Here is a 25234-nt window from a genome sequence, read left to right on the forward strand (position 1 = left end):
TTTCTGCTACAGTTTTGCTCTTTGTTTCCACCGGCTCACCTTTGCATCCGACGGGGAACTGGATGCATTTTTCATCGAATCGTTTTGATAGACAGCTATTTGCTTTACCCCCAGGAGGGCTGCTATCTGCGCTTCCTCGTCTGTTAGGCCGAGATCCAGCGACGCCGGAGTGAAATATTTCTCAACAAACCGGGTATCGAAATTTCCCGATGCAAAGGCCTCATGTTGAAGAACAAAACTGCAGAATGGCAGCGTCGTTTTTATGCCTGATATTTTGTACTCGTGTATGGCCCTGAGCATTCTTCCGATGGCAAGTTCTCTTGTTTCGGCATGCACGGTCAGCTTGGCAATCATGGGGTCATAGTAAATAGGTATGTCCATGCCTTCTTCAAAGCCATCGTCTACCCGTACACCAAGCCCCTGGGGGCGCACATAGGTAACCAGCTTTCCGATGTCGGGCAAGAAGCTATTGGCAGGGTCTTCTGCGTATACCCTCACTTCCAGTGAGTGGCCGTGTATTTTTAAGTCCTCTTGTTTAATTTCCAACGGCTTGCCTTCCGCAACCAATATTTGCTGTCGAACAAGGTCTATTCCTGTAATCTGCTCGGTGACCGGATGCTCTACCTGCAAGCGGGTGTTCATTTCAAGAAAGAAGAAATCCAGATTTTCATCTACTATGAATTCGACGGTTCCAGCGCCATAATAGTCGCATGCTTTGGCCACTCTCACGGCTGCCTCGCCGATAGCCTTTCTTTTCTCTTCACCATAAACTGAAGAAGGTGCTTCCTCAATGACCTTTTGATGTCGCCGCTGAATACTGCATTCTCTTTCAAAAAGATGGATGGCATTGCCATGCTGGTCGCCCAGCACCTGTACCTCTATGTGTCGTGGCGAGGTGATGTATTTTTCAATAAAAACTGCACCGTCTCCAAAAGCTGATTCTGCTTCGCTGATGGCCCGTTGCATTTGTTCTTCAAATTCACTCTCCTCGTTCACAATCCTCATTCCCTTGCCACCACCACCGGCGCTTGCCTTGATGAGTATTGGGTAGCCCACTTCGGCAGCCTGCTTTTTGGCTTTAGGTATATCTGTGATCGCAGTCTGGATACCCGGCACCATGGGTATGTTGTAATGAGAAACAGCCTCCTTGGCCGCCAGCTTGCTGCCCATCACCTCAATGGAAGCAGGAGAGGGGCCAATGAAGATAAGTCCGGCCTTCGCTACTTTCGCAGCAAAGGCAGCGTTCTCGGAGAGAAAACCATATCCGGGGTGAATGGCGTCAGCCCCAGCTTGTTCTGCCACGTCAATGATGGCGTCCATCCGAAGGTAGGATTCTTTGGATGGAGGTGGCCCAACGCAGAATGCTTCATCGGCATAGCGAACATGCAAGGCCTTCCGATCAGCTTCGCTGTATATCGCAACAGTCTTTATCCCCATTTCCCGGGCTGTCCGCATCACTCGCAGGGCTATTTCGCCTCTGTTGGCAATTAATATCTTCTTAATGTTGGGCATTGATGTTGTTTTGACAGTCAGTGAGCACAATGCTACTTATTTCAATTATAAATTCTAAACTCCCCATGTATTATTTAAAGTTGGTTTGATATGCCGAATTATTCCTATTAGATTTGTGTGTTTTTTGAAAAACTCGCACAGATAACGCTAAACTAATAAATGGATCTTTTTGAGAAACTTCTTCAGGACAAGGGACCACTAGGTCGTCATAAGTTCATCGATGATAATTACTACATGTTCCCCAAACTTGAAGGGGAAATCGCTCCAAGAATGATGTTCAAAGGCCAGGAGGTACTTACCTGGAGTCTCAACAACTACCTTGGTTTGGCTAACCACCCGGAGGTGAGAAAAGTAGATGCCGAGGCAGCTGCCAACTGGGGACTTGGTTATCCAATGGGTGCGAGAATGATGACTGGTAATTCAAACTACCATGAGCAACTTGAGAAAGAGTTAGCCAAGTTTGAAGAGAAGGATGATGTGATGCTGCTGAACTACGGTTATCAGGGAATCATGTCTGTAATAGATGCTCTTGTTGATAGAAAAGATGTTATCGTATACGATGCAGAATCGCATGCCTGTATCATAGATGGCCTTCGTTTGCATATTGGTAAGCGTTTTGTGTATCCACACAACGACATGGTCAGTCTTGAGAAGCAACTGCAAAGAGCTACGAAGCTTACCGAAGAATCTGGTGGTGGTATCCTTGTCATTACAGAAGGTGTATTCGGAATGAGTGGCAACCAGGGTAACCTGAAAGGTATTGCAGCACTCAAGAGCAAATACAACTTCAAGCTTCTTGTGGATGATGCACATGGTTTTGGTACAATGGGCAAAACGGGTGCTGGCACAGGAGAGGAGCAGGGAGTTCAGGATCAAATCGACCTTTACTTTTCTACCTTCGCCAAGTCTATGGCGAGCATCGGTGCTTTTGTGGCTGGTGAAGCAGAAATTATCGACTTCCTTCGTTACAATACCAGGTCTCAAATTTATGCCAAGTCTATCCCAATGCCTTTGATCATTGGTGGCCTTAAGAGATTGGAAATACTAAGGACTCAACCTCAACACAAGGATAACCTTTGGAAGATTGTTCATGCTGTGCAAGACGGCTTTCGGGCCAAAGGATTTAACATTGGAACTACCACTTCACCGGTAACGCCGGTATTGCTAAAGGGTGATCTTTATGAGGCCGCAAACCTTGTAAGAGACCTGCGAACTAATCATGGAATTTTCTGCTCAATGATTGTTTATCCAGTGGTTCCCAAAGGAGTGATTATGCTCCGCATTATCCCAACTGCTGTGCATTCCCTGGAAGACGTTAAGGTGACCATTGCCGCCTTTGAAAAAGTTAAAGGCAAATTAGATGAAGGAATCTATGCAAAAGCAGGGTCAAAAGGTGCTACAGTTGGATAGTTTTCCACAAATTAGCACTCGGGATATGCATTTTTAAACAATTTATTTATATTGCTCAACCTTTTTAATTCATCAATAACCTAAAATTCTTACATATGAAAAGATTTGACCAAATCAGAGATTTAGTTATGTCACTTGAAGGAGACTTCGTGAAATTTTATGACAAAGAAAACCAAGCTGCCGGTACGAGAGTACGTAAAGGCATGCAAGAGCTGAAGAACTTAGCTCAAGAAATTAGAATTGAGGTTCAGAACAAGAAAAACGGTTAATTAGTTATATAACCTGCTTACTTATAAAGGAATCTATGGCCTTCGGAAGTTTTCCGAAGGCCTTTTTTTGTGCCAACAATAAGTGGGGTTTTCAGATACTGCTGATAGCAGACCTGATCCTGGCTTTCAGTGTGCTACTCGCTGAAACCAAAGGCATTCTCACCCGATCGTTGCCAATGCCAAGAGCGCTTACGATGGCCTTGATGCCCGTAGGGTTTCCTTCTTCAGTAGTTAGCTGAATTACTTCATACAATTTGTGTAAAGCTGCGCTCGCCTTTGCCGCCTCTCCGGCCAGCGAATGACGAACCATCCCACTGAACTCAGCTGGGAATGCATTGGCTATGACCGATATCACACCGCTACCTCCAATCGAAAGTATGGGTACAGTTAACACGTCATCTCCCGATATCAGCTGAAAGCCCTCAGGCATTGACCGGGCAACTTCTATGCACTGCACCAAATCGCCTGAGGCTTCTTTGATAGCGATGATATTGGGATGCTTTGCCAGCTCCAGTGTAGTTGACGCTTTAATGTTGCAGCCAGTCCTTCCTGGTACGTTGTATAGAATGATGGGCAGCTTGCTATGGTCAGCCAGGTAGGTGAAATGCTGTAGTAAACCTGCCTGGTTGGGTTTGTTATAATAAGGTGTTACGGAGAGCAGGGCCTTTAATGGATATTGCTCCAATTGGGGCATGAAGTCTACAAGCTCTTTGGTATCGTAGCCACCAAGGCCAAACACAACGGGCAGGTTCTTGCTGTTGTTCTTGAAAACGAATGAAAGTATTTTGTGTTTTTCCTCTATAGAAAGAGTAACAGACTCGCCTGTTGTGCCCAGCACCACCAGGTAGTCAACCCCGCCTTCGCTTACGTGATCAAGCACTTTTTTTAAAGCGTCGAAATCTATCTCCAGCTGTTCATTAAAAGGAGTAATCAGGGCTACCCCAGTCCCACTTAACCAATCATGCATTTGCCCTTAGTTTTTTGATATAGAAGTAAATCTTGTCGAGGAATACCTCGAAGTCAGTAGAAGGGTCAATGTGTATCATCAGTTGGTAGAAGTCTTTCCTTTCTACCATAAAGTGTCCAATCTTACACTTTGCATTCGCTCTGGATAAGATGTTGTCAACGAACTCATGAGATTCAGTATCTAAATTGATAAGGAAGTCAAAGTTGCGAGTCAAAAATAGGTCTATTTCTTCAGAAGTTAGCTTACCCCACACAGATAAGTTGTCAGTAGAGTAGCGTGGAATTCTATACTGGGAGGTGGCTTCCTTTTTTGGGAAGAAAGCCAATGTGGTCACTTCTTTTTTATCTATTTGAATTTGGCGAATGAAGCTAAGTACCTTTTCATAGTGTTCGTCGTTCAAATACTTGAAAATGATCCCTATTTGATCTGCATCAGAATAACCAGGTGACACTTGCAGTGTACTTTTTCTAATTGCATTCTTCGTATGAACCGGTAGTAATAGTTTGCCCAGCATTAGTTGATCATTTTTAGGAAGTCGTCTTCTGAAATAATTTTCACACCAAGCTCGTTGGCCTTCTCAAGCTTTGCAGGCCCCATATTGTCACCAGCCACCAGAAAGTTGAGCTTGGCCGAGACTGAGGATACGACCTTGCCACCATTTTGTTTAATGATGTTCTTCAAATCGTCACGTTCAAAACCTTTGAACACGCCGCTAATGACAAAAGTTTGTCCGGCCAGTTTGTCGCTGGCAGCAACGAATGCCCCACCTTCCGTTTTCAGTTTCAACCCGGCTGCAGAAAGTTTGTCAATGAAGTCGGCATTTTTCCCTGAGCCAAAAAAGTCAATCACCGACTGAGCAATTCTTTCGCCAATTTCCGGTGCCTCCAGCAGCTGTTCATAGCTGGCCTTGCTGATTTCCTCGATGCCTCCAAAATGCGTCGCCAGTTTTTCAGCTACTGTTCTTCCCACATACCTGATGCCCATGCCGAAAAGGACATTTTCGAAAGGCTGTTCCTTCGACTTTTCAATAGCATCGATAATGTTGCGGGCAGATTTCTCCCTCAGGCTTCTGGTAACAGTATCGCCTTTTTTCTCCGAATAGCTGGAAAACTCCAGGCCATTAAGTTGTTCAAAGGTCAAGAAATAGATATCCGCTGGGTCTTTGATCAGGCTGTGACTGAGCAGGCCAGCAATAGTTTCAGGCCCCATGCTTTCGATATTCATGGCATTGCGCTGAATGAAATGCTCGATGCGGCCTTGTATCTGCGGTGGGCAACCGTCGGTGTTGGGGCAATAGTGCACTGCCTCACCCTCGGTTCTCACCAGCGGCGTTCCACACTCGGGGCACTTATCAAGATAAACTACTGCCTGGCTGCCTGGTTTCCTTTGTGCCGTGTCAACACCCGTTACTTTGGGGATAATCTCGCCTCCCTTTTCAACGAACACCATGTCGCCAACACGCAGGTCGAGTCGGGCAATTTCATTGGCATTGTGTAACGAGGCCCGCTTCACAGTGGTGCCAGCCAGCAGCACGGGTTTTAATTCTGCCACCGGAGTTACTGCGCCGGTCCTCCCGACCTGATAGGTGATGTCGAGCAACTCGGTGATAGCACTTTGTGTTTTGTATTTGTAGGCAATGGCCCAGCGGGGACTTTTGGCTGTAAAGCCTAGCAGCCGCTGCTGAGTGATTGCATTCACTTTAATCACAACGCCGTCGGTATCGAGCGGTAAGTCAAGTCTTTTTGTTTCCCACTCAGCAATGTACTTCAGCACATCGTCTATAGTAGCGCATTTTCCGTAGGTAGGGGACACGTTGAATCCCCACTTTTCCAGTAAATGCACTGCTTCCTCGTGTGTTTGTATAAGGCTTTCTACGCCAAGCAGTGAGTAAACGTAACAGTCGAGGCGGCGCTTGGCCACTGCTGCTGAATCCTGCTGTTTTAGCGTGCCTGATGCAGTATTTCTTGGATTAGCCAAAAGAGGCTCGCCTATGTCTTCCTTTTCAGCATTGATCTTGTCGAACATTTTCCGGGGCAGGAAAACTTCGCCCCGCACTTCAAACGCTGATGGATAGTCTCCGTCTTTGCCAAGTCGCAGCGGGATACTGTGGATGGTTCTGGCATTGTTGGTCACATCATCGCCCTTTGTTCCGTCGCCCCTGGTCACGGCCCGGGAAAGACGACCGTTTTCGTAGGTAAGGCTGAGTGCAACACCATCAAACTTCATTTCGCAGAAATACTCGTAAGGCGCACCCTCCAATGCTTTGGATACCCGCTGATCAAAATCACGGAGTTCCTGCTCAGAATAGGTGTTTCCCAGCGAAAGCATGGGATACTTATGCTCAACGGTTTCAAAATCTTTGGTGACAGTGCCACCAACCCGAAGTGTGGGAGAATTTTCGTCCACAAACTCAGGAAATGCAGCTTCCAACTCCTGGAGCTTTTTTAATAATGTGTCAAAATCAAAATCGGAGATTTCAGTCCTGTGCTCCTGGTAGTAAAGGCGGTTGTGGTAGTTTAGCTCCTGGCTAAGCCTTGCTATTTCTTCTCTGGCTTCTTCCTTGGTCATGATGGCAAATTAAGGCACCTAAATTTCTACAAATAAGCCGTCAAATGCATCATTCTTCCAATTTTTTCATAGCCTCGGTCAGCTGAGCTTCTGTGTGAGTAAGCCTTTCCTTGCAGTAGAGGATCAAATCGGTCGCCCGCTGAACCATTTTTGTTATTTCATCCACATCCAATTCGGCACTTTCTATCTTCTCCACAATACCCTTTAGCTCCTCTAACGCTTCGGAATAAGACAATTTTATATTACTCATGGTCATTAAGGCTTTTTATTTGAGACGTTAAGACCCCATGGCTGTAGTGAGTCACGATGGAATCCCCATTCTTTAAGTTACTGTTCTTCAAAAGTTTCCCCTCCAGGGTGGTAATGCTGTATCCCCGTGCCAACACTTTCTTTGGGTCGCTTGCTTCAACCGACTTCTCCGCCATAACAAGTTGATTTTTTGCGGCCTTCAACTGCTCGTTCACTGTGTGAATAGTAGTAGCGGAAACTTCTCGAAGGCGGCTTCGTTCCCGTTCTATCTTCCATTTTGCCGACTGCGCTATATCTCTTTTAACACCGTTGATATAGGTGAGGCCCTGCGCCATTTGCTGCCTGGCCAGGTAGTTGAGGTCTTTTGAAAGTTGCCCCAGCAGGTGCTTCTGACCTCTCATTTCTTCATCAACCTGCCGCAAAAGCCTGCTTGCCATCCACTGTATAGACTCGGTGAACGCCTCGAAACCCTCAAGGATAAAATCGGCCACAGCGGTGGGGGTCTTGAGCCGGGTGTGAGCCACCATATCGGCAATGGTTTCGTCCCGTTCGTGGCCTATGCCTGTGAGCACCGGCAGGGGAGCATTGGCTATGGCCGCACAAACATTGTATTCGTTGAAAACGTCCAAATCGAGCTGTGCACCCCCACCACGGATGACAACAATAGCATCGAAGTCATCTTTTTCTTTGGAAATATCATCGATGGCACCGAGGATGGCACGCTCAGCTTCATCCCCCTGCAAAGTCACAGGAAAGAGCTTCGTCGACACCGCATAGTGCTTTTTGTTATTTTCCAGTTGGTGCAAAAAGTCGCCATAACCGGCAGCGGTGGAAGAGCTTATGACGGCAATTCGTTGTGGAACAACCGGAAGCACCAAACCTTTGTTGCGATCGATAAGGAGCTCTTCAGTTAACCGTGATATGACCTCCTGCTTTTTTCTCTCCCTTTCTCCAATGGTGAAGTTGGGGTCTATATCTTTGATGGTCAGGTTAAGGCCATATACTTCGTGAAAACTCACCTGCGCATTGGCCAGGATCTTAATGCCCTGCCTGAGCGAATTCCCCGTTATTTTTTCAAACCATTGATTGATGTTCCTGAAGTCGTAGGCCCAGATGGCCGCCCGAAGTTTGGCTTTCACCTGCTGTTGTTCTTTTTCAAGCAGTTCAAGGTAGCAATGCCCCTTGGCATTCACCTTCATGTCACCAATTTCGGCTGTTACCCAATAGGAGGGAGCGAGGTTGCCGGAAATAGCATCCTTGATAGTAAAGGCCAACTCTGAAAGGGTTACAGTCTGCATGTGAACAAGAAAACCCAAATATAAAGAATCTTACTTCTTTTGGCGGAGTGGAATCATATAACCCAGGCTTGTGCTGAAATAGCTATTGGGTTTGGTGTCAGCCAGCGACTCCCCGGGCAACTCAACGGGTATGTTGTAGGTGTAGGAGAGAAGCAAGCTAAACTGTTTGTACCTGAGGGAGATGGGGGTAGAAAAGCTTACGTTCATCAAGCCAAACACATCCCTGGTGTCGGGTGTCAGCACTCTTCTTCGCAACCTGGGAAAGCGCCTGATCAAACGCTGGATTCTTGGGTCTGTAAGGTCTACATTGAAACGGTAGGAGACTAGCTCCTCGTTGCCAAATAGAAAGTTGGCAGAGGGAAACAACGTAATTTTATCGAGGAACCATACTTTTCGAAACACGATGTTCCCAGACAGAGCGCCGGAAAGGCGGTGTGCATCGTTATTTCCAAAAAGGTACGTGTAGTCGATGGTGGCATACAACCAGTCGGCGTCGAAAAATAGGGTGCCATTGAGCCCATTGGGTGGGGCAGTAATGACAGAATCGGAGACTGTCTGTGCATAAAAAGACCTTTCGAAGGCGATATTATAGGAGAGCCATTTGGTAGGAAGCCCAAGATAGCCCACACTTAATACTGTCAGGCTATAGTTGGGCTCAAACTGACTGTTCCAGTAGCCTGAAACATCAGCAAATGCACCGCTGTGATGATAAAAGGAAACACCCGGCGTTAGCCCGTACTGTTTCACGCTAAAATCTCTGCCAGCTGAAGTGACCCTGCTGGTGTAGGAAACCCTGACATTCAATGTTGACGACTTTTGAGTAGCAGAAAGCACGCTGTCGATCAACCTAAAGATTGACAGCGAGTCCATGTCGTCAAAAATGGACAATGAATCTTCATAGGATAGGTTATAAACTGCAGTGGTGTCCTCCTGGGCCGCTGAGTTGAAACTCAAAAAGGCAAAGCCTGCAACCAACGCAAGCTTTGCCCATGCCAAACGGACAATGTGTATTCTCCCCCTTATGATACGCAGTATTGTCTAAATTCAGTTCCCTCTTCTACCGTTAATCCTGTCCTGGTTTCTTTCCCTAAGATTCTCCCGCATGTTTTGTTGCCTGGCTCTTCTTTCGAGCTGTTCCAGCACCATGCGTCGGAAATCGTCTTCAGCCTGCCGCAGCGAAACCAGCTGTCGGGTGCTAATCACCCGGAGCAGTTTTTCGGAATATTCTCTTTCCAGATTAAGCTCTCTTTCTTTCACCTGAAAGTTCAGGTCCATCATAGCCCTGTTTTCTTCTTCAGTAGCAGTTTGCGGGTTGAAATCTCTCCGGGCATTTCTCATCTCTCCCAAAATACTTCTTCTCTTTTCGCTAAACTCCCGGTAAATAGGCCAGAATTGCTCTGCCTGTTCGGGTGTTAGGCCCAGCCGCTCAGTTATCACTCCAATTTTGGCAGCTTCTACCTTTTTCATCGCCTCCGGATCCTGCGCCCGTAAATAAGTGGCCGATAGCAAGATCATTAGGGTTATATATGTAAAACGTTTCATAATCATTCAATTAAAGGATGTCATCCTGTGTACTTAACTGATCATAGAGCTGCAGCAGCTCTTCATCGGTCATTTCTCCTTCCGGCAACAAATTTAGCTCACCGTCATTCCAAATTGAATCTTCTGCTTCAGCATGATCCATCAATTGCACGAGCTCATCGGCACTGACCGATTCGATTTCCAGATAGTAGATAAGGTCGGCTGTGGCTACGGCATCGAGAGGGTTTAAATCTAACTCCGTTGCCTTATTGTTGTTCCAAACAAATAGTCCAACACCCAGCGTAAGCACCATGGCAAGCGCCGACAAAGACCATTTGGGAGAAAGCAAGGGCTGCCACACTGGTGAGCCAGCAGTTTTTGCTTCTATCCTTTTCTGCATCTTCAATGGAAACTCATCGAAGTACTTTTCGGGAGCCTCAAACGGCTCTTTCTTTTCTATATCGTCTAGATTAAACTTTTTCATCTGAAGTCGATTGATACTTTGATTCTATTCTTAGCTAAAGGTTTAATCAGCAGTAACATATTCCTCAATTTTTTTGGCTGCCAGGTGATAACTCGCCTTGAGTGCACCAACGCTTGTGCCGGTTATGCTGGCTATCTCCTCAAACTTCAACTCGTCGTAGTACCTCATGTTAAAAACGAGACGCTGCTTGTCCGGTAGTTTCAAAATAGCCTTTTGCAGTTTCAGCTCAATCTCGTTACCAGATAATCCTGGCGACTGCTCTGCTTTTGCAAACAATTCTCCGCTTATGTCATGAATAGGGAGGAAAAACCTTCTCTTCTTTTTTGCCAGAAACTGCAAACACTCATTACTGGCTATCCGATAAACCCAGGTGAAAAGCCTGGCTTCTTCCCTAAAGTTATCAATTCCTTTCCAAACCTTTAAAAAGACCTCCTGAAGCACGTCGTCTGCGTCATCATGGTCTATCACCATCCGTCTAACAACAGCGTACATTGGCTTCTGATAGTGGCGTACAAGCAGAGAGAAGCCAAATTGCTTCGACGATGGATCCCTTATTTTCTCAAGAATGTCTTTCTCCTGCAAAACCAGATTTTAACTATTAGATAAAGATACGAATGGAAGGTTTAAAGAGGGGAGCGGTTTATTTTCATAAAAAATACATGTACCTACAACTATCCCGTAATATTTTTCGTTGTTTTCTTACAAATAGGTGTCGGCAAAGGAGTTATATAGTAATTTAGAGCACCTGGAATATAATTTAGTAAAATGGGAATAGCTGAAGACATCAAACAACCGAAATTTAAAAACGAGTTTCAGAAGGCGACGATTAACCTTTTTTATACGGCTAGTTGGGTTGGGGAAAAACACCATACTTTTTTTAAAGGCTATGGCATCACAGCAGCACAATTCAATGTACTCCGTATCCTAAGGGGGCAGTATCCGCAGCCATCCACTGTGAACCTGATCATTGACCGCATGATTGACCGGATGTCGAATGCCTCCCGGATAGTGGATAAACTTGAAAGCAAGGAACTGGTGATAAGAAAACAGTGCCCTAACGACCGTCGTGCCGTCGACGTATTGATTTCCGACAAAGGACTGAAGCTTTTGAGTGAAATGGATAACGAAATGGAAGTTTACGAAAAGAAAATCTGCAACCTGACAGAGGAAGAAGCTGTTCAGTTAAATGATTTGCTGGATAAATTCCGCTCTGTTTAGCTAAGATCGGATTGCCTCAGACAAAGGATGTTACCCTTTTCAGCGCTTCATCAATGGCTTGTGTTTCCAAAGCTATTCTGCCCTGATCCCATCCGAACTTTTGTGCGAAAAACTTGAGGGTGATACCGGAGAATTCATGAATACTCTCAATGTCAAAGTAAAGCCTCCCCGAACGCTGCACCAGATAATCGACCGGCCTGCAAATCATTTCATTTTCAAACGAGAAGTCCAGTTCGGCCATTAGCAGCCTCTCCCTGATGTCATTCACCTGCTGGTAATCAGGCAGCATGCTTAGAATGGTGTCAGTCTGCTTCCCATACGTAGACACCAGATACCATGATTCATAAGGAGCTGCTCCAAGCTTTTTCAGTGCTTTTCCAATTGCTGAAGTGTATTTTTCAACCTCTTTGTAGTTTTTGAAATCGCCTCCGGGCAATGTGAGGCTGTCGGTACTGCATTTTACAAACTTGTGTTCATTCTTCTCATACATGCGCTCCATCACCACATCCACAATGCGTTCAGCCATCTTTCTATAGCCAGTCAGCTTGCCGCCAGCAATGGAAAGCAGCCCGCTTTCCGACTCGAATATCTCGTCCTTTCTTGAAAGTTCAGACGCCGACTTGCCATCTTCATGAATCAGAGGACGCAGGCCCGCCCAGGAAGAGCATACATCTTTGATGGTAAGATGTACCGAAGGGAAGGTATTCATCACCGCCGAGAGCAGGTAGTCTGCATCCTCCTTTTTGGTAAGCACAAGGTCTTTGTTGTCCTTATAATCGGTGTCAGTGGTGCCGATATATGTAATCTTACCACGAGGGATAGCAAATATCATTCTGCCATCGGGTACGTCGAAATACACTGCTTGCTTAAGTGGAAACTTGGCGTGAGGCACAACTATATGTACTCCCTTGGTGAGATGAAGCCGCTTGCCTTCCAGAGAATGATCCTGATCCCTTAGCGTGTCTACCCACGGGCCGGCGGCATTGATGATATAGTTGGATTTTACTTCTATCTCCTCACCTGTAATTTCATTAAACACCTTTACACCAACAGCCTTTGACTTTTTGTAGATGAATTCCTTTACATGACAATAGTTGAACGGCATGGCACCGAGCTGGGCTGCCTTCTTCATGTTCTCGATGGTGAGTCGGGCGTCATCGGTTCTGTACTCTGCATAGTAGCCACTACCGATAAGCTTCTCCGGGTTCAGCAGAGGTTCTTTTGCCAATGTTTCCTCCTGGTTGAGCATTTCCCGGCGGTCGTCTCCATCTACTCCGGCCAGCACATCGTACACCCATAAGCCAAGTGAGGTAGCCCACTTTCCAAATGTGCCGTCTTCTACGAGGGGGAGGAGCATTTTTTCGGGAATAACCATGTGCGGGGCCATTTTATGCACAATGGAGCGTTCCATGCCTACTTCTCTCACAAGACCAATCTCTAGCTGTTTCAGGTAGCGCAGGCCGCCGTGTATGAGTTTGGTCGACCGGCTGCTGGTGCCGGAAGCAAAGTCGCCCTTTTCAAACAACACTACTTTGAGTCCTCTTTTCGCAGCATCGACAGCAATGCCGGCTCCGGTAATACCACCGCCAATAACGATGACATCAAAGCGCTGGGTTGAGAGCGATTTGAATTGATTGAAATGAGACGACGCCGAAAATTGGAATTCCATGCCAGCAAGTTATGATAAGAGGGCTTATTATAAAATCACATTGCGGCAAGAATGTTTTAAAATAGTTACAGTTCTTTCAGGTACTCCAGCAAACCTTCCGTTCGTCCCGTAGGTCTTACTACCAGGATGGGGATTTTTGAGTCAATTTGAACCAGTTTCTCTGCATTTGTACCTATGAACAGGGCGGCTGTTGCCGAACGCCCTTTGGCACCAATGATGATGATATCGGCAAGGCTCTTTTTAGCGACGGCAAAAATAGTCCCCATTACGTCGTCGCTCTTGTCGAGCGAATAAATCGGCTCAATATCAATGCCCTCAGTATCTATCTGCTTGATGAACTTCTCATAATTTTTTTCTGCGTTGGCTTTCATTATGGCAGCAAATTCCTTGAAGGATTTGCCCGTGTAATGGTAGCCCTGAGGCACGTTGTAGACGTTTTGCGCTATAATTTTTACCGGTTTAGCATTGGATCTGGCAATTGCCACCGCCTGTTGCATGGCGTCAAGAGAGTAGTCAGAAAAGTCGATAGGTACAAACAGCTTCTCGAGCGCATGGTCATACTCTTTGGGTACGATGAGCAAGGAACATCCTGCACGCCTCGCAAGGCGGTTGATAATAATGCCACCGCTTTTGGGCTTTGGTTTCCTCCCCACCATGATCAAGTCTATCTTTTTCTCATCGGCAAACTTCATGATCTTTTTGGTAGGCTGTCCCTGCTTCACAAGGAAGTTGACCTTTATTCCGTCCGGAAAACTGTAGTATTGATTGACTTTGTTTTCCATCTCTTGCTTTCTGTCGACAATGAGTTGTTCCACAACAGTTGGGAATTCCTTGATAAGCTCTTCAGGCACACTGAAGTCCCTGATCACATTATAGAAGTAAATCTCTTTGGACTTAAACGCAGTGGTGATGAATGACGCTGCTTTGATCAACTGCTCATCAATATCAGTCAAGTCGAGTCCTACCAGAATTTTATGAAAATTATGCATCTACTTCATTAAGGTTTTGTCAACACAAAGTTACTCTACTAAAACTAATTTATTCTTGAAACAACTCCACCTAAGAAGTATTTGTACGGTATTTTTTTAGCCATTAGCAGTTAAATGGGCATAAATTATTGCTTGAAGGTGTCAATCGTGTCGACCAGCAGCTCGATACTTTCTTTTGAGTGTGTTGGAAAGTTGGCAATCCGGATATGCGAATCTTTGAACGGGCCATAGCCACTACCCACTACAATGCCTTTAGTTTTCAAAAAATCGATCAATGCCGCCGTGTGCTGCCCTGTTTCTGCCACGATCACTGTTTTGGATCTGGCGTCTGCGTTTTTTACAAAAGGAGCAAACAGTGGGTGATTTTCGAAATAGGTGTATAGCACCGTCGCTTTATATTCCGCTTCAATTCGGATTCTGTCCAGGCCTTTGGACAGCATATCACCGGCGACTTTGCCAAGTAGGTAGATGAACAAAACGTTTGGGGTTTCCGGCGTCTGCTTTTTGAGGCCACCTTCGTGCAGCTTGAGCAGGCTGTGGTAGGAGCCAATGACCTGACCTTTTGCCTGCAAGGCTTTTGCTCTTTCGAGGCAGCGATCGTTGTAAAACCAAACACCCAACCCGGCCGGCAAGCCGAAGCATTTCTGCACTGAAAGGTAGGCAGTGTCGATTTTGCTAAAATCAATATTGGAAACTGGCGCTGAGCTAACAAAGTCTACAGCAATCAGCGCATTAGGATAGGCGGCTTTAAGCTGTTCTATCTCATTTTGCGGGAAGGCAACGCCGGTACTGGTTTCATTTTGCGTCACCGAAATAAGCTCTGCAGAACCTGGAATGGCGACATCGCTGATGGGGGTGTAGCTGCCGTAATCGGCCTTTGCCATTTTAGCTGTCCGGCCAAGCTCTCCGGCTATTTCATAAAACCTTTGAGAAAACGACCCATTGACAAAGTGGAAGGGTTCTTTCTCTACACAGTTTTGAATCAGGCGCTCCCACACCTCGGTGGCGGAAGCGGTAAAAGCCAGGTGAAAATCGTTGGGCAGGCCAAACAAGGTGCGGAGATTGCTTTCGGCCTCGGCATAAATTTCCTGAAAGCGCTTACTTCTATGAGAAATAGCAGGTATTTGCTCTTTGAGGGCGTTTTTTAAATGCTCCTCCACAGTGAAATAGATGTCGGAAGGGCCTGGGGTAAAGTAAATTTTCTTTGCCATAAAGGGTGAATAAAAAATCGATAGAACCGTTGCGCAAAAATGAGGAAGTAATGTGGCTCGAACAAAGAAATAGGCTGGGAAAAAGTGTTTTTTTGTGACAATTTACGGAGGGCATCAAAAGCTTTCATCCTTCAAATTTTCCATTCATAAACTCTCGAATCAGAAAGCAGCAAGAATAGCCTTACATTTAATTGCTTAAGCTACAACCTATGAAACTACTTCTTTACTCCAGGCACGTCTTTTCTGGCTGTGTTCTTTTACTCTCATTGCTGACCCTTGAATCGTGCGACAATGGCTCAGGCGGCCCAAGGGTGCTGGTTTTTTCTGAAACCAGGGGCTACAAGCACGGCTCCATTCCATATGGTATGGCTGCTATTCAAAAGATGGGCAAAGAGCACGGGTTTGCCGTGGACACCACCCGTAACTCCGAGGTATTTACCGACGATAACCTAAAGAAGTATAAAGCAGTAGTATTCAATTGCACGACCGGCAATGTGTTGAACGCCAAACAGCAGGCTGCCTTCGAACGCTATATCCAGGCAGGTGGTGGCTATGTGGGCATTCATTCTGCTGCTGACACTGAGTATGACTGGCCGTGGTACGACAAACTCATGGGGGCCCACTTTTCCAGCCATCCCAGTAATTCTAATATTCAGAAGGGAACAGTTTTGGTCACCGATACTACCCATGTTTCTACCAAGGGCCTTCCCACCGAATGGGAAAGGACAGACGAGTGGTATAGCTACAAAGGATTTTACTCAGAGCTGAATGTACTAGCCTATCTGGATGAAAGCACGTACAATGGCGGCACCAATGGAGCCAACCACCCCATTGCGTGGTACCATGAGTTTGACGGTGGTCGAGCCTTCTACACCGGCGGCGGTCATGTGGAAGACAGCTTCAGTGATCCTTTGTTTCTACAGCATCTTTATGGCGGTATTCAATATGCCATGGGCGAAAATGTGATCCTGGATTACTCTAAGGCATATGCGGTGGAAGCGCCTGAAGAAAACCGTTTCGTGAAAACGATCCTGGTGAATGACCTTGACGTGCCGATGGAAATGGCCATTGCTGACGACGGGCGGCTTTTTTACACCGAAATGTTCAACGGAAAGCTATGGATGTTCGACACAAAGAGCGGGGAGAATAAGCTGGTGCATCAGCTCGATGTGATGAACAAAGGAGGCACTGGACTGATAGGAGTGACGCTTGACCCGGACTTTGCCAGCAACGGATATATTTATCTGTATCACTCACCGCCGATGGAGGGAGAGCCATTTTTCTTCCATTTGTCCCGATTTGTGGTAACTGCCGACAACACACTAGACCTGAATTCGGAAAAAGTGCTCTTGAAAGTGCCTGTGCAGATCAACAGCGGGGCACACCATGGTGGCTCACTGGCCTTCGACAAGGATGGCAACTTGATTCTATCGACCGGGGATGGCACCACACCATTTCCTTCGAATGGCTATGCACCCATCGACGAAAGGCCTGAGCCGGAGTACTTCCCAATGGATGCCCAACGGTCGGCTGCCAACACCAACGATTTAAAAGGAAAGATTTTGCGAATTCGTCCGCAGGAAGATGGAACCTACACAATACCTGAAGGAAACTTGTTTGCACCAGGCACAGAGAAGACTTTGCCTGAAATTTATGCGATGGGCTGCCGCAACCCGTACCGGATAGCCATCAATCCTAAAACAGGAACGATCTATTGGGGTGAGATAGGGCCGGATGCTGGTGAGGACAGCATTCAAGGCCCAAGAGGATACGATGAGTTTAACCAGGCAAAAAAGGCAGGCTACTTCGGCTGGCCTTACTTTGTTGGCGACAACTACGCCTACGCTGAGTGGGACTTTGCCACAAACACCGCTGGGCCGAAATATGACCCGGCAGCACCGGTGAACAACTCGCCGAACAATACGGGCCTTACTAACCTGCCTCCTGCGACTCCGGCAATGATTTGGTACCCTTACGCTGCATCACCCGACTTTCCTGAGCTGGGCAAAGGAGGAAGAAGTGCCATGGCGGGGTCTTTTTACACATATAATGCTTCGCAGAAGTCTCCAAATGGGTTTCCCGAGTATTTCGACGGCAGCTTGTTCGTGTTCGATTGGATGAGAAACTGGGTCATGGTGCTGCGGTTCGATGAAAACGAGAACTATGTGCGCAACGAGCCCTTTATGACCAACAATGGCGACTTCCGAAGACCTATCGATATGGTGTTCAGCAACGAAGGTGTGATGTATATGCTGGAGTACGGGTCGGTGTACGGCGCAGACAATGACGATGCGAGGTTGGTCAGGGTAGAATACAATACCGGCAACCGGGCACCAATTGCCAATGCAAGCATTGTCGACTCTGTAGCGATGGAGGAGATGAGATCCAGGGCTTTTGTGACCTCAGAGTCACGATACAAGGGGCCTTCGGAAATAGCCGGTGTGGCACCGCTGTCCGTGAAGTTCAGTAGCGCTGGCACAACCGATTATGATGATGATGATGAAATGAGCTTCCAGTGGTTGTTTGATGGCAAGACTTTAGGAGCTACCGAACGCAGCGCAAGCTATACCTACGAGACACCAGGACTGTATAACGCAGTGCTGCGGGTAATCGACAAAGCTGGTGCGGTAGGCTTGGATACAGTGCTGGTGCGAGTGGGCAATGAGCGGCCACAGGTAGCAGTTGAAACGGCTGGCAACAAGTCGTTTTTCTGGGACAATAATCCGTCGTTCTCTTACAAGGTGAGGGTAAACGATAGGGAAGAAGGGGCGATACCCTCTTCAGCAGTGACTGTATTGTTTGACTACAATCCCACGCCAAGTATGGCAGCAGCGGAAGCAGTTGGTCACCAGGCAGTGCTGGGGGATAACTCTCTTGGCAAATCGCTTATTGAGGCCAGCGATTGTAAGGCTTGCCATACTGTAAAAGACATTTCTGTCGGGCCCGCCTACCTGAAAGTGGCAGAAAGATACAAGGGAGACCCTTCGGCAGTCAATACATTGGCCACGAAGATTATCCAGGGCGGCGGCGGCAACTGGGGTGACGTGCACGTGATGGCAGCCCACCCGCAGATTCCCATGGACGACGCCAAAGAGATTGTCAATTATATCCTATCGCTGGCCAACCCGTCAACGGCTACTACGCTGCCGGCGGAAGGCAAAGTGGCCCTGAATAAACACAAGAAAGACGATAGACGTGGTGTGTATAATTTATTGGCTACCTACACAGACAAAGGCGCCAATGGCGTGGGTCCGCTGACCGGCTCAGAACTAATTACGCTTCGAAATGCCAGGGTGAGCACGGTATTTGCAGACGCATACGAAGGCTTCCCACGGTGGGGGAACAGTTTGAGTCAGGGAGGCCACAAATCTTATATTCTTTTGAAGAATATCGACATGACCGGGATCAAAGGGTTCAGCTACGAGTATGCCGCAGACAAGAAAAATGGCTATATAGAGGTGCGGTTGGACTCATATGCAGGGCCAATTGTCAGCAAGACAGATTTTGTTGCCACAGGCTCCTGGGGAGAAAATGGCACCGTGAGCGGAATACTGGAAAAACCGTTAGAGGGACGCCATGATATGTATTTCTTTATCATGAAACCAGAAAAGCCGAATGACAACCTGGCCGTATTGAAAACGATTCAATTTGAAAAATAGCCTTTGCTCTGCTAAGTTTCGCCTCTGGAGCCGACAGCAGGTAATACAATTTAATAGCTAATACAGATATACTTAAACAATAAGCAACAATGAAAAGAATGAAATTAACGGGGGTATCCTTGGGGATTGGCCTGACGCTTTTGATGACTAACGGGGCGTTTGCTCAAAAGTCCATTTTCAATGGCAAGAACCTAAAAGGATGGAAGATTTACGGTACTGAAAAGTGGTTTGTCGAAGACGGCTTACTGGTGTGCGAAAGTGGGCCGGATAAAGGATACGGCTATTTTGCAACAGAGAAAACTTACAAGGATTTTGACCTTACGCTCGAATTTCAGCAGGAAGCCAATGGAAACAGCGGTGTGTTTTTCAGGTCGAGCATTGAGGGCACAAAGATCACTGGCTGGCAGGCGGAAGTGGCGCCTCCCGGACATGATACCGGTGGAATTTACGAGTCCTACGGCAGAGGCTGGTTGATCAAGCCAGACCCTGAAAAGGACAAGGCCCTGAAGATGGGTGAGTGGAACACGATGCGCATTAAAGTGGTGGGCGATGAAGTGACTACGTGGGTGAATGGCACCGAGATGATCTCTTTCAAAGATGAAAAGATTGGGCAGGCAACGGGGTCAATCGCCCTTCAAATTCACGATGGAGGTGGTATTCGTGTGAAGTGGAGAAACATCATGATCAAGGAGCTTTAAGGTGCCTATAAACGATGCTTTTTGCCATTTATTTCGGTTCAAAAAATTAATAGAAATATTGGTTCCTTCTCTTTGTCAAAAAGTATTGAATGCTCTAACTTCGTATTAAATCCTGAGCAGGCAGATGGTCCTAAACCTAACATGAATACAATTCCGGGTTAACCTTCTTGCCAAAACCAGGCCTCATCCGCCAGTTGGCGGACCTCGCCCGCCAGCTGGCGGGCAGGTTAACAGTGGAAGGTTGCGATAAGGAGGAGCCTAAATCTTGTCTAAAAGAGGTTTAGTTACCTCATTCCTGAGCAGGTAAAAGGCTTTCGGGTTCGCCCGAAAGCTTTTTTGTTTTCAGTCTCACCGAGTAGAAGTCAGCAGGTTCCTGCTGAACGAGGATCAAGCGGAAAATCTGGGGGATAAAACTCAAAAGGAGTGGTATTCGATTCAGCAAATAGGCGACAATAAAAAAGCAAAACTGGTTCAATGCGTCTCGCTTGGACCTTTTGCTTTTTTATTTAACCACAAACGAAACATTCGATCCGGCAGAAATACCCGTTACTTTTTCAGTTTGTGCCGCTGCTGGCTGGCTTCAGAACCTTGTTGATGGAATTTGTGCCGACAGCCCGGCCTTGTTTCACGCCCTCGTCGCAGGCGTCTCGGTAGTGAATGCCGCCGTAAAGCCTTGAAATGGCCGCTTCGGCCGCAGCCTCGTAAAACGAATTGAAATCCCTTTCCGGTAATCCGAAATACACCTCAGAGTCGTCTCTAAAAGCGAAATTATCGCCGAGAAGTGTTGTGAGCACAACAGAAGAGGCTGCAGACACTACGCTGTGCCCGCTGGTGTATTCAGGAAAGGGAGGTGTTTGAAGAATTGGTCGCCATTCGGAGTCGACGTACTTGTTGATCATGGTTTCAGGCCTGATCCTGTCACTCCGGTATTTTTCATCCCAACAGCTTATGAAAGCGTCGTGCAGGGTAGTGCCCACCATGGCATGCACAAAAATGGTGGAATCGAAGGGAATATCTGCCTTTTCACAAGCGATACCGGTAATACCCATCCAGTGGCCGCCAGGGGAGATCTTCTTTAATCCGATGGCCATGTGGCCTGAATAGGTCACGGCAAAGGGGTTGCAGTCCCAAAAGCTGGCGATAAGCTTCTGCTCAGGTGTCAGGTTCTTCACAACGTCATACACCTCCATTGTTTGCTTAAAAAACGAGCTGGCGGTATCGAGGCTGAAAGGAGCAGGGGCTGTTGGTACAAACTGGTCGTACGACTCGAGAAAGAACGGTCTGATGGTTTTCCATTGCGGCTCGATGGCCGACATGTATTCAGGAGGTGTGGGGTACCACCGACCTTCCTCTTTGCTTGGCGTGTACCTGGTATAGGTGCTCAGCTTATTGTACCCGTCGCTTTTGGCATACCGAATGATTTGGTCTGCTATTTCAATGGCGTACTTCTTGTTGGCTTCAACAGAACGAGATGAAAGCTTGTATTGCTCTTTGAACTGTGTTTCCAGCTGCTCCTGATTGGTTTTTAGCAGGTAGCCCGACGGCATGATCTTTTTCCCCACCTCCAGCATGGCATAGGTGGCGGCAAAGGTCAGGTCAAAGCCTTTTGCGGAGTAGGTGGCATGAACGCCCGGGTTTACTTTGAAGTTTGGGCCAATTTGAGGAATGTCGCTACCACTGGAGCTAGCTGTGTAGTAAGCGCCCAGCATTGCATAAGCATAAAACCGGCTGGCAGCAGGTGGGTTAGCCACATCGTGAAGCATCACCTCCGACAGGTGGAAGGCGTTCTCGGCGAACACTTTGGCCGCTTCCGTATTGCTCAGGCTGGTCTGCGCCGAGCCCGTAAATTGCATAGCGCCCAGCAAAACACCCAGTATAACAGTCTTTCTCATCACTTATTCAATTTATACGCTTCGATACCCATATTGTTCACACCCACGAGCAGGAACTGCTCACCAGCCACGTCTATCACGTCGAGTGATTTGGTATCTCCAGTGAACCTGAAGCCAGATTTTGACTGTGATACATATTTGAAATGTCCCTTGCCGTCACCTTCATACAGTTGGCCAAAATTAGCATCGATAACCCCCATGCGAATGCGAATAGAGCTTTGGTTACCCGCAACCACCAGGTCCATGTTGCCATCATTATTGTAGTCGACCAGCGTCATTGCATAAACAGGAGCGAACTGTGCCTCATCTGGTAAGGCGTGAGGAATGAGTTTGCCATCTCTATTTTCCAGGTACATACTGCGCAGTTCAGTGGCCTTCAGCTCTTTGGCATCCTTTAAGTCAGCTTTTGAGAAGATGGTGCTCAGCCTGGCATCGGCATAGGAAGAGTAGTCGGTGTACTTGCTTCGCATAGCGTAAATCTGATCAAGCAGTTCGTCTCTGCTGGCAAATGGAACCGACTCGCCTTTAATGTAGTAGTTGAGGATGGGATCCACCGAACCATTGTTGTCAAAGTCCTTGTAAACAAGGGTAATGGGCTCTTTTTCGCTGGCATGAAGCTGGGTATTTAGCCCGAAGTTCCCAACCACAATATCCAAGTCTCCATCTTTGTCAAAGTCATGTACTACCATTTTGCTCCACAGGCCTGAAATTGACTTGTCGAAATACTCGCTTGTTGACCGCTCCAGCGACTTTCCCTGCTTATTAATGAACACTTCAATGGCCATGAATTCACCGACTACGACAAGGTCATCCCATTTGTCGCCATTCAAATCCACCCAGGAAGCATCGGTGACCATACCAATAGTACCGAGTTCTTTGGCTTTGGCAGCCGTTACGTCCACAAACTTGCCGTTTCCTTTGTTCTCAAGGAAAAAGCTTTGAGGCACTTCGGGATACCGGCCAGGAATCACCCTTCCACCCAGCACAAGATCCATGTCACCATCTTTGTCAAAATCGGCGTAGGCAATACATGATTTGCTCACGAGCATGTCAGGCAAGGCATCCATCGCTTTGGTGAAATTTCCCTTTCCGTCGTTCAGGTAAAGCCTGTCTTGTGTGGCTTTATCCTTCTCACTGTAATCATTGTAGCCACCGCTAACAAGGTAGAGGTCGAGGTCACCGTCTTTGTCGGCATCAAAGAAGCTGGCACCGGCGTCGGTATACTGCAGGTCGGACTGAGTTACCGGAAAGTTGCCTGGCTCGAACGAACCAGTGGCCGATTGAATGAACAGCATGCCGGGGTTCTCCTGTGCGCCGCCCACGAATATATCTTCCCTGCCATCGCCATTCACATCACCCGTCGTCATAATCGGGCCGCAGTTGGTGAGCATCGTCATCAGGAGTGGCTGCCGCTTGAAGTCGTTGAAACCATACTCGAGGTGTTCATAATAGACGGGGCATTCTACCCTTGAAAAGTTAGTTGGCTCAAACGATGCTCTGGCAGAAGCAAACAGGTAAGGCTTTTCACGGCTTGTTTCCTCTATTGTAATAGTTTGATTGGCAGTAATGCCTGAAAGCTTTTGCTCAGCACCACTCAGCCATGTCACTTTGATTGAGTCTATTTTGTTCTGTTGCCCAAGTCCGACATGAAGCCTTCCGGTTACCGAAGACTGAAAGCCTCTGGTGGGCATCTGTTCAAAGTATTGTACCTGTCCGCCTGCATACACATGTACTTTTGCACCGTAGCCCCTTGAGTTTTTTGAACGGCCTTTCAGTGTAATGTCGAGGTAGTTGCGGTCGGGATGCCGTTGTTGGGTTTGATTTCTATAGATGGAAACGGCATTGTTTTGATTGTTGACGATCAGGTCAATATCTCCATCATTGTCAAGGTCAGCATAAGCAGCGCCGCTGGAAAAACCCGGATTGGCAAAGCCCCAGTCGTCGCTCATGTCCGTGAACGTCAGATCGCCATTATTCTTGTAGATATAGTTATGAACGGGGGTGGACGTCATGGTGGAGACCAGGTGAAAGGTGTCGGCAGGCTGTTTTTCTCTGGCCATATCAAAGAAGTAGTCGCCCTTGTATTTCAGGAAGTCACGGTTGGTGTAGTCACGGAAATAGCCATTACTGATGAACAGGTCTTTCCAGCCGTCGTTGTCGTAATCGGCAAAGAGGGGAGACCAGCTCCAGTCGGTGTTGGAAATGCCGGAAAACTGCCCAATCTCGCTGTAGGTTCCATCGGTGTTGTTCAGATGGAGCATGTTGCGCATGTTCTGAAAATAGAAGCCGTTGATTACCAGCAGGGCAAAATGCTCGTAATTTTCCGGCCCGTAAAGCAGCTTTTGTCGCTTATTGTCTTCCGGCAGCATGTCGAGCGTGTAAATGTCGGGCCAGCCGTCGTTGTTGATATCGCTGATGTCGCAGCCCATGGAGAAGTAGGAGATGTGCTGCATGTAGTTGGTCATCTCATCCGTAAATGTGCCGTCGCCGTTATTGATATAGAGGTAGTCTGGCTCCACATAGTCGTTCGACACGTAGATATCCTGAAATCCATCCTGGTTCACGTCTGCTATGTTAACGCCTAATCCGAAACCAAGCGGATTGCCTTTGATGCCGGCTGCGGCGCTGATGTCGACAAAGCGCCCGTTGTCGTTCCTGTAAAGCTTGTCACCAGCGTAGGGATCACGTGTTTCTTTTGCCTTGGCAAACTCAAACTCACGGATCACAGTAATGTTGTGATTGAGCAGGTACATGTCCAGGTCACCATCATTGTCGATGTCAAAAAAGGCCGAGTGGGTGCTGTGCGACGGATCATCCAAGCCGTATTCTGCCGCCTTTTCTGTGAAGGTCAGGTCTTTGTTATTGATGAAGAGTTTATTCCTTCTGGTATCGGGCGCTGTTTTACCTGAAAGGCATACATAGATGTCGAGCCATCCATCTCCGTTAATGTCGACCATGTTAGCCCCTGTTTTCCACCCCTCGCTTACGGCGGTGCCTGATGACTTCGTGATATCTTTGAAGCTGAAATTGCCCTGGTTGAGGTAGAGCTGATTTTCTACCATATTACCAATGAGGTATACATCGTCCAAGCCATCGTTGTTGATGTCGCCAATGGCCACACCGCCGCCGTTGTAGAAGTATTCGTATGTGAGCACGTTGGCAGTAGGGCTCTCCGTCAATATGTTCTTGAATGTAATGCCTGTTTTAGCTGTGGGCATCAGCTCAAAAAGCGGTCCTTTTTGTTGACCAAAGGACAATGTGCTTATGAAAGACAGTGCTATTATTATATTAACAATCAAATTATTATTGATCGAAATAGCGCTGAATTGATTCAATATGTATCTACGGGCGTCCATCAGGGAAGAAGTAAAAATCCAACATCACAATTCGTAAGGGTTCAATTCTCAAATATGGCTGCATTTTATCAAATGCGGGTCAGAGATTTGGATATTTCTTCGATCCAAACCAAACACAAGTTAATGTTTATAAAAAGCATTTGGTAGTGCTCAAAGTGTTTTTTAAGTAGTGTCTCCGCACCGGAGAGCCGGAGGCATATTTCACTGGTGTTGAAAGATTTGGCTGGGCCTTCCTTTATTTAGCTTTATGTTCGTTTTTCAATA

The 25234-nt window shown here is 47.1% G+C and carries 20 protein-coding genes; 5 read left to right on the forward strand and 15 right to left on the reverse strand.

The window, feature by feature from the left end:
- Positions 1-6: 6 nt before the first annotated feature.
- Positions 7-1512, reverse strand: coding sequence for an acetyl-CoA carboxylase biotin carboxylase subunit (locus tag ACMVP2_RS25305; protein WP_416865634.1), 1506 nt, complete (start codon positions 1510-1512; stop codon positions 7-9).
- A 159-nt stretch (positions 1513-1671) separates the two neighbouring features.
- Here ACMVP2_RS25305 and ACMVP2_RS25310 point away from each other — a divergent pair, with 159 nt between their 5' ends.
- Positions 1672-2922, forward strand: coding sequence for an aminotransferase class I/II-fold pyridoxal phosphate-dependent enzyme (locus ACMVP2_RS25310; protein WP_416865635.1), 1251 nt, complete (start codon positions 1672-1674; stop codon positions 2920-2922).
- 95 nt (positions 2923-3017) lie between these two features.
- Positions 3018-3191 carry a histone H1 gene (locus ACMVP2_RS25315; protein ID WP_151996684.1) on the forward strand — a complete coding sequence of 58 codons (174 nt, stop codon included), beginning with the start codon at positions 3018-3020 and terminating at the stop codon, positions 3189-3191.
- 91 nt (positions 3192-3282) lie between these two features.
- On the opposite strand, the gene dapA is transcribed toward ACMVP2_RS25315, so the two are convergent.
- From dapA to ACMVP2_RS25360, 9 genes are read right to left on the reverse strand one after another with little or no spacing between them, the layout of a single operon-like run.
- Entirely contained in the window at positions 3283-4158 is an 876-nt protein-coding gene (gene dapA / locus ACMVP2_RS25320) for a 4-hydroxy-tetrahydrodipicolinate synthase (protein ID WP_416865636.1), read from the reverse strand.
- A complete protein-coding gene (locus tag ACMVP2_RS25325; protein ID WP_416865637.1) occupies positions 4151-4672 on the reverse strand; it encodes a DUF6913 domain-containing protein in 522 nt (173 codons plus the stop codon). Before ACMVP2_RS25325 ends, dapA begins: the two co-directional genes overlap by 8 nt.
- A complete protein-coding gene (gene ligA, locus ACMVP2_RS25330; RefSeq protein WP_416865638.1) occupies positions 4672-6726 on the reverse strand; it encodes an NAD-dependent DNA ligase LigA in 2055 nt (684 codons plus the stop codon). The genes ACMVP2_RS25325 and ligA overlap by 1 nt, the downstream gene beginning before the upstream one ends.
- A gap of 49 nt (positions 6727-6775) precedes the next feature.
- Positions 6776-6976 carry an exodeoxyribonuclease VII small subunit gene (gene xseB / locus ACMVP2_RS25335; protein WP_151996680.1) on the reverse strand — a complete coding sequence of 67 codons (201 nt, stop codon included), beginning with the start codon at positions 6974-6976 and terminating at the stop codon, positions 6776-6778.
- On the reverse strand, positions 6969-8273 hold the full coding sequence (gene xseA, locus ACMVP2_RS25340) for an exodeoxyribonuclease VII large subunit (protein WP_416865639.1): 1305 nt from the start codon (positions 8271-8273) through the stop codon (positions 6969-6971). Before xseA ends, xseB begins: the two co-directional genes overlap by 8 nt.
- 30 nt (positions 8274-8303) lie before the next feature.
- Complete coding sequence (locus tag ACMVP2_RS25345) at positions 8304-9269, reverse strand: hypothetical protein (protein WP_416865640.1); 966 nt, start codon at positions 9267-9269, stop codon at positions 8304-8306.
- Positions 9270-9317: 48 nt separating this feature from the next.
- Positions 9318-9815, reverse strand: a complete 498-nt coding sequence (locus ACMVP2_RS25350; RefSeq protein WP_416865641.1) for a hypothetical protein — start codon at positions 9813-9815, stop codon at positions 9318-9320.
- Between the two features lie 10 nt (positions 9816-9825).
- Complete coding sequence (locus tag ACMVP2_RS25355; protein WP_416865642.1) at positions 9826-10278, reverse strand: hypothetical protein; 453 nt, start codon at positions 10276-10278, stop codon at positions 9826-9828.
- 42 nt (positions 10279-10320) lie between these two features.
- Positions 10321-10860 carry an RNA polymerase sigma factor gene (locus tag ACMVP2_RS25360; protein ID WP_416865643.1) on the reverse strand — a complete coding sequence of 180 codons (540 nt, stop codon included), beginning with the start codon at positions 10858-10860 and terminating at the stop codon, positions 10321-10323.
- Positions 10861-11043: 183 nt separating this feature from the next.
- Between ACMVP2_RS25360 and ACMVP2_RS25365 the strand changes: the two genes are divergently transcribed.
- Positions 11044-11496: a MarR family winged helix-turn-helix transcriptional regulator gene (locus ACMVP2_RS25365; protein ID WP_416865644.1), complete on the forward strand. Its 453-nt coding sequence runs from the start codon at positions 11044-11046 to the stop codon at positions 11494-11496.
- A 16-nt stretch (positions 11497-11512) separates the two neighbouring features.
- On the opposite strand, the gene ACMVP2_RS25370 is transcribed toward ACMVP2_RS25365, so the two are convergent.
- The 3 genes from ACMVP2_RS25370 to ACMVP2_RS25380 form a co-directional block, all read right to left on the reverse strand.
- Positions 11513-13165, reverse strand: a complete 1653-nt coding sequence (locus tag ACMVP2_RS25370) for a glycerol-3-phosphate dehydrogenase/oxidase (protein ID WP_416865645.1) — start codon at positions 13163-13165, stop codon at positions 11513-11515.
- A gap of 65 nt (positions 13166-13230) precedes the next feature.
- Positions 13231-14154, reverse strand: a complete 924-nt coding sequence (locus ACMVP2_RS25375) for a universal stress protein (protein ID WP_416865646.1) — start codon at positions 14152-14154, stop codon at positions 13231-13233.
- A gap of 125 nt (positions 14155-14279) precedes the next feature.
- Complete coding sequence (locus ACMVP2_RS25380; protein ID WP_416865647.1) at positions 14280-15365, reverse strand: aminotransferase class V-fold PLP-dependent enzyme; 1086 nt, start codon at positions 15363-15365, stop codon at positions 14280-14282.
- Between the two features lie 209 nt (positions 15366-15574).
- Here ACMVP2_RS25380 and ACMVP2_RS25385 point away from each other — a divergent pair, with 209 nt between their 5' ends.
- Both ACMVP2_RS25385 and ACMVP2_RS25390 read left to right on the forward strand, forming a co-directional pair.
- Positions 15575-19024, forward strand: a complete 3450-nt coding sequence (locus ACMVP2_RS25385) for a ThuA domain-containing protein (RefSeq protein ID WP_416865648.1) — start codon at positions 15575-15577, stop codon at positions 19022-19024.
- Positions 19025-19167: 143 nt separating this feature from the next.
- Positions 19168-19722: a 3-keto-disaccharide hydrolase gene (locus tag ACMVP2_RS25390; protein ID WP_317492358.1), complete on the forward strand. Its 555-nt coding sequence runs from the start codon at positions 19168-19170 to the stop codon at positions 19720-19722.
- 554 nt (positions 19723-20276) lie between these two features.
- Here ACMVP2_RS25390 and ACMVP2_RS25395 read toward each other — a convergent pair.
- Both ACMVP2_RS25395 and ACMVP2_RS25400 read right to left on the reverse strand, forming a co-directional pair.
- The gene (locus ACMVP2_RS25395; RefSeq protein WP_416865649.1) at positions 20277-21614 is read right to left on the reverse strand and encodes a vanadium-dependent haloperoxidase; all 1338 of its coding nucleotides are present in this window, start codon (positions 21612-21614) and stop codon (positions 20277-20279) included.
- Positions 21614-24970, reverse strand: coding sequence for a VCBS repeat-containing protein (locus ACMVP2_RS25400; protein ID WP_416865650.1), 3357 nt, complete (start codon positions 24968-24970; stop codon positions 21614-21616). The genes ACMVP2_RS25395 and ACMVP2_RS25400 overlap by 1 nt, the downstream gene beginning before the upstream one ends.
- Between the last annotated feature and the right edge of the window lie 264 nt (positions 24971-25234).

It is taken from the genome of Imperialibacter sp. (assembly GCF_048007035.1).
Taxonomy (GTDB): domain Bacteria; phylum Bacteroidota; class Bacteroidia; order Cytophagales; family Cyclobacteriaceae; genus Imperialibacter.

Bases quoted from the DNA above. Each gene is read 5' to 3' on its own strand.
- ACMVP2_RS25305 (WP_416865634.1), bottom strand. From the start codon at position 1,512: ATGCCCAACATTAAGAAGATATTAATTGCCAACAGAGGCGAAATAGCC.
- ACMVP2_RS25310 (WP_416865635.1), top strand. From the start codon at position 1,672: ATGGATCTTTTTGAGAAACTTCTTCAGGACAAGGGACCACTAGGTCGT.
- ACMVP2_RS25315 (WP_151996684.1), top strand. From the start codon at position 3,018: ATGAAAAGATTTGACCAAATCAGAGATTTAGTTATGTCACTTGAAGGA.
- dapA (WP_416865636.1), bottom strand. From the start codon at position 4,158: ATGCATGATTGGTTAAGTGGGACTGGGGTAGCCCTGATTACTCCTTTT.
- ACMVP2_RS25325 (WP_416865637.1), bottom strand. From the start codon at position 4,672: ATGCTGGGCAAACTATTACTACCGGTTCATACGAAGAATGCAATTAGA.
- ligA (WP_416865638.1), bottom strand. From the start codon at position 6,726: ATGACCAAGGAAGAAGCCAGAGAAGAAATAGCAAGGCTTAGCCAGGAG.
- xseB (WP_151996680.1), bottom strand. From the start codon at position 6,976: ATGAGTAATATAAAATTGTCTTATTCCGAAGCGTTAGAGGAGCTAAAG.
- xseA (WP_416865639.1), bottom strand. From the start codon at position 8,273: ATGCAGACTGTAACCCTTTCAGAGTTGGCCTTTACTATCAAGGATGCT.
- ACMVP2_RS25350 (WP_416865641.1), bottom strand. From the start codon at position 9,815: ATGAAACGTTTTACATATATAACCCTAATGATCTTGCTATCGGCCACT.
- ACMVP2_RS25355 (WP_416865642.1), bottom strand. From the start codon at position 10,278: ATGAAAAAGTTTAATCTAGACGATATAGAAAAGAAAGAGCCGTTTGAG.
- ACMVP2_RS25365 (WP_416865644.1), top strand. From the start codon at position 11,044: ATGGGAATAGCTGAAGACATCAAACAACCGAAATTTAAAAACGAGTTT.
- ACMVP2_RS25370 (WP_416865645.1), bottom strand. From the start codon at position 13,165: ATGGAATTCCAATTTTCGGCGTCGTCTCATTTCAATCAATTCAAATCG.
- ACMVP2_RS25375 (WP_416865646.1), bottom strand. From the start codon at position 14,154: ATGCATAATTTTCATAAAATTCTGGTAGGACTCGACTTGACTGATATT.
- ACMVP2_RS25380 (WP_416865647.1), bottom strand. From the start codon at position 15,365: ATGGCAAAGAAAATTTACTTTACCCCAGGCCCTTCCGACATCTATTTC.
- ACMVP2_RS25385 (WP_416865648.1), top strand. From the start codon at position 15,575: ATGAAACTACTTCTTTACTCCAGGCACGTCTTTTCTGGCTGTGTTCTT.
- ACMVP2_RS25390 (WP_317492358.1), top strand. From the start codon at position 19,168: ATGACTAACGGGGCGTTTGCTCAAAAGTCCATTTTCAATGGCAAGAAC.
- ACMVP2_RS25395 (WP_416865649.1), bottom strand. From the start codon at position 21,614: ATGAGAAAGACTGTTATACTGGGTGTTTTGCTGGGCGCTATGCAATTT.
- ACMVP2_RS25400 (WP_416865650.1), bottom strand. From the start codon at position 24,970: ATGGACGCCCGTAGATACATATTGAATCAATTCAGCGCTATTTCGATC.